Below are 4156 nucleotides of genomic sequence, written 5' to 3' on the forward strand. Positions count from 1 at the left end.
CGAGGGCAGATAGCGCAGGGCGTAGTCATGGATGTCATTCTTGCCGTGCTTGTTCTCGTGAATTCGACAGTAGAAGTAGATCGTCAGCAGTTCAGCGTCGGTGATTGTGAGGTTTTCAGGCTCAGAGTTGGGACTGAACCTTTGGCAGTACCAGCGTAGTTCCGTATCATAGCACTCGCAGAGGTAGTAGTACAGGCGGATTAATTCCAATGCTTTCATCGTCAGTATATTATATGTTTGGTCACACAAATATACCCGACGATGAGCTACTGCTTCTGCTTTATTTGAACCCGATATTCGCATTATGAAGTACGCAAAGCAAGCCACAGAAATTAAAGATCAAATTGCACAGCTCAAAAGCCGTGGCCTGGTCATATCGGACGAGTCTGCCGCGGAGCAGACGTTGCAGAATATCAGCTATTACCGGTTGGCAGGTTACTGGTGGCCCATGCAGGCAGACAAAACCCAGCATACATTTAAGCCGGACAGCACTTTTGAGAATGTGCTGGCGATATACAATTTTGATAAAGAGTTGCGATTGCTGCTATTTGGGGTGATCGAGCGCATCGAAATCGCTTTTCGTACGAAACTGATTTACCATGTATCGCACGAAAAGTCGCCTTGGTGGTTCGAAAATCCCGCTTTTTTCAAAGATGCTACGCAACATACCAAAACTTTGTACGCCATCGATGAAGAGTTAAAACGTACAAAAGAGGTTTTTATAAAAGAACACAAGAGACAATACCATACCGATACACGCCGCCCGCCTGCCTGGAAAACATTAGAAATCGCCAGTTTTGGTAATGTTTCAAAACTGTACGGAAATCTGAACCTGAGCATCAAGGCGAAGGATTTGATCGCGGCAGAGCTGGGTACGGTAAATCACACATTCTTACCCGGTTGGCTGCAAAGCATTAACCAGATACGCAATATCTGTGCGCATCATGGCCGTCTATGGAACAAAAATTTACCGGGTAGGCCCAAGCTTTTGAAAAATCCGCCTTTCGCCTGGATTGCCGACGTTCCCCCGACGAATGAGCATAAAATGCTGTACGTGCATTTGTGTTGCATGAAATACTTGCTCAACTCGATTGATCCCGGAAATCAATTTACCGAAGCCCTCGACAATCTTCTAATCAAATATCCTAACATCGACCCCGGAGCTCTGGGATTGAAACCCAATTGGAAGAATGAACCATTATGGGCAATTGAGAAACTCAACCCATGACAAAACAAAATCAATACTTTCCCCAATCCCGCCCGCATCCGGGTGAAACTTTGCAGGAAAAATTAGATGAAATGGGTATGCTTCCGAAGGAATTTGCCTTGCAAATTGGCAGGTCCGAAGAAGTTGTTTACGCCATTCTGGGAGAAGAAACCGCTATTACCCCGGAAATGGCAGCGCTTTTTGAAAACGTCTTAGACATACCTACACATTTCTGGATCAGCAGTCAGGATAATTACGATGCGTACAATGCTTTGTAATTATAACCGAATAACCGAGCATTTCCAGCACAAGAAAATGATTCATTATTCTTTGGGCAGAGAGTATCTGGAGACGGTGGATTTGGTTGGGTAAAACAAGGGTCAGGGTATAAAAGAAACAGCTTTAGGGGAAAGAATCCGTAGGATTCAAATATTTATAGAAAGATGCTGAGAATACAAGATACGACCCCTACGGGGTCGCACCATCCTATGATATGGTTATTTCTATAAACATAAAATCCCTACGGGATTGTGACACGCAAAACCCTCTACATTGCACTCCCTCAACTATAATTCGCCTATAAAACCTGGTTCCAGGCATTTTCCACTGTCAACTAAATAAATGAACTTCCGCATCGCCGATACCTTCACCGACAGCCTCGGCCGCCTGACCAACGACGAGCAGAAGGCGGTGAAAACCACGGCCTTCGACCTGCAGATGAACCCGGCGCAACCGAGCCTGAGTTTGCACAAGCTGGATCGGGCGCGGGACAAGCATTTCTGGTCGGTGCGCGTGAGCCGCGACCTCCGGCTGATCGTTCACAAAACCGACGCCAGCCTGCTGCTTTGCTACGTCGATCACCACGACGACGCCTACCACTGGGCCGAGCGCCGCAAGCTGGAAGTCCACCCCACGACGGGAGCCGCCCAACTCGTGGAGATCCGCGAAACCGTCCGCGAAATCATCGTGCCGCTTTACGTACCGGAAGAAACTACGGCTGCGCCCAAACCCGGCCTGTTCGCGCACCTCAGCGACGACACGCTGCTCAGCTACGGCATCCCGCCCGAATGGCTGGCCGACGTCCGCGCCGCCGACGAGGACACGCTGCTCGTGCTGGCCGACCACCTGCCCGCCGAAGCCGCCGAGGCATTGTTAGAGCTGGCCACGGGCGGCACCCCGCGTGTTCCGACTCCGGTGGTCGTCGGCGAAAGCCCCTTCGAGCATCCCGACGCACAGCGCCGCTTCCGCACCATGCACGACACGGAGGAACTCCGGCGCGCGCTGGACTTTCCCTGGGACAAGTGGGCCGTATTCCTCCACCCCGACCAGCGCCGCACCGTCGAGCGCGACTACGCGGGTCCGGCGCGGGTATCGGGTTCGGCCGGAACGGGCAAAACGATCGTGGCCCTGCACCGGGCGGTGTTTCTGGCTCGCCAGCATCCGGAGGCGCGGCTATTGCTCACGACTTTTTCGGATATTTTGGCCAACGCCCTGCGCGTCAAACTCCGGCGGCTCACCAGCCACGAACCCCAGCTAGTCGAGCGCGTGGAGGTGGAATCGCTCGACAAAACGGGTGTGCGGCTCTACAAAGCAAGGGTCGGCGAGCCCAAAATTATTTCCAAAGACCAACTCACGCAATGGCTAAAACAAGCCGCCGCCGAAGTACCCGGTCACAAATTCAGCCTATCCTTTCTGCTGGCCGAGTGGGAGCAAATCGTGGACGCCTGGCAACTCCGTAGCTGGGAAGAGTACCGCGACGTAAAACGGCTGGGGCGCAAAACCCGGTTGCCTGAGCCGCAGCGGCAAACACTTTGGTCCATTTTTGAGCGGGTTGGGGGGCAACTCGCCGCCGAAGGCTGGCTCACGCAAGCGGGACTTTTCGGTCGGCTGACCGAGGTTATCGAGGCAGGCGGCTCGTCGCCCTACGATTTTGTCGTCGTGGACGAAGCCCAGGATTTGGCCGTGTATCACCTCCGTTTTCTGGCGTCCCTCGGGGCCAGCCGCCCCGACGCGCTTTTCTTCGCCGGAGACTTGGGACAACGCATTTTTCAGCAACCTTTCTCGTGGAAGTCACTGGGCGTGGATGTGCGCGGACGCGCCAAAACGCTGCACGTCAACTACCGCACCTCGCACAAAATCCGCCGCCAGGCCGACTTGCTGCTGGCTCCCGAACTGGCGGATGTAGACGGCAACGTGGAGGAGCGCGCAAAAACGGTGTCGGTCTTCAATGGCCCGCCGCCGGAAATCAAATTATTCGATTCGGAGGAAGAGGAAATCAGCTTTGTAGGCGAACGAATTTCCAAGCTTTTAAGTGAAGGACTCATGCCCAACGAAATCGGGGTCTTCGTCCGCTCAGCGCGGGAAATCGAGCGGGCGGAGCGGGCGGCAAAAGTTGCCGATGCGCCGTGGCTGGTTTTGGACGAAACCGTCGAAACGCTCAGTACCAAGGTTGCCATCAGCACCATGCACCTGGCCAAGGGCCTGGAATTCAAAGCCGTCGTCGTTATGGCCTGCGACGACGAAGTGATTCCCTCGCAGGAACGTATCGAAAACATTACCGACAACGCCGACCTGGAAGATGTGTACAACACCGAGCGCCACCTGCTGTACGTGGCTTGCACCCGGGCGCGCGACCAACTTCTGGTGACGAGCGTTGCGCCTTCTTCGGAGTTTTTGGAGGATATTAAAGCTTGAAGAACCATCCATTCATTCTGCTGAAAACCCTCTGGCTATCACTTAAAGAGCGATTCACCCAACTCCTTCTAAGACCATACTCACCTACACCGCATCCGACAAACTCGTAAACGTAAACTCCCGGATTTTCATCGGCGGAATGAGGTAGTTGCGGTCCGACTCCGTGCTGACGGTGCGCTCGGGTTTGCCGAGGGCTTCGAGGTTGTTGAGCATGATGATCGGGCTTTCGTTGAAGCGGAAGTTCTTGACGGGGTA

At 53.5% G+C, this 4156-nt stretch carries 4 protein-coding genes and 1 pseudogene; 3 read left to right on the forward strand and 2 right to left on the reverse strand.

The features are described from left to right. On the reverse strand, nucleotides 1-219 hold a 219-nt coding region (locus ACEW8P_RS16180; protein ID WP_373514119.1), incomplete at its 3' end, for a hypothetical protein. Between the two features lie 85 nt (nucleotides 220-304). Between ACEW8P_RS16180 and ACEW8P_RS16185 the strand changes: the two genes are divergently transcribed. The 3 genes from ACEW8P_RS16185 to ACEW8P_RS16195 all read left to right on the forward strand — a co-directional run bounded on the left by ACEW8P_RS16185 (nucleotide 305) and on the right by ACEW8P_RS16195 (nucleotide 3901). After that, the gene (locus tag ACEW8P_RS16185; protein ID WP_373514120.1) at nucleotides 305-1228 is read left to right on the forward strand and encodes an Abi family protein; all 924 of its coding nucleotides are present in this window, start codon (nucleotides 305-307) and stop codon (nucleotides 1226-1228) included. Then, entirely contained in the window at nucleotides 1225-1485 is a 261-nt protein-coding gene (locus tag ACEW8P_RS16190; protein WP_373514121.1) for a HigA family addiction module antitoxin, read from the forward strand. Before ACEW8P_RS16185 ends, ACEW8P_RS16190 begins: the two co-directional genes overlap by 4 nt. Before the next feature lie 343 nt (nucleotides 1486-1828). Then, a complete protein-coding gene (locus tag ACEW8P_RS16195; RefSeq protein ID WP_373514122.1) occupies nucleotides 1829-3901 on the forward strand; it encodes a 3'-5' exonuclease in 2073 nt (690 codons plus the stop codon). A gap of 84 nt (nucleotides 3902-3985) precedes the next feature. Here the strand turns inward: ACEW8P_RS16195 and ACEW8P_RS16200 are convergent. Next, a pseudogene (locus ACEW8P_RS16200) lies at nucleotides 3986-4156 on the reverse strand (TldD/PmbA family protein); the annotation flags it as partial.

Source organism: Persicitalea sp. (genome assembly GCF_041751555.1).
In the GTDB taxonomy this organism is placed as follows: Bacteria; Bacteroidota; Bacteroidia; order Cytophagales; family Spirosomataceae; genus Persicitalea.

Excerpts from the sequence above, each read along its gene's own strand:
- ACEW8P_RS16195 (WP_373514122.1), top strand. The coding sequence starts at position 1,829 with ATGAACTTCCGCATCGCCGATACCTTCACCGACAGCCTCGGCCGCCTG.
- ACEW8P_RS16190 (WP_373514121.1), top strand. The coding sequence starts at position 1,225 with ATGACAAAACAAAATCAATACTTTCCCCAATCCCGCCCGCATCCGGGT.
- ACEW8P_RS16185 (WP_373514120.1), top strand. The coding sequence starts at position 305 with ATGAAGTACGCAAAGCAAGCCACAGAAATTAAAGATCAAATTGCACAG.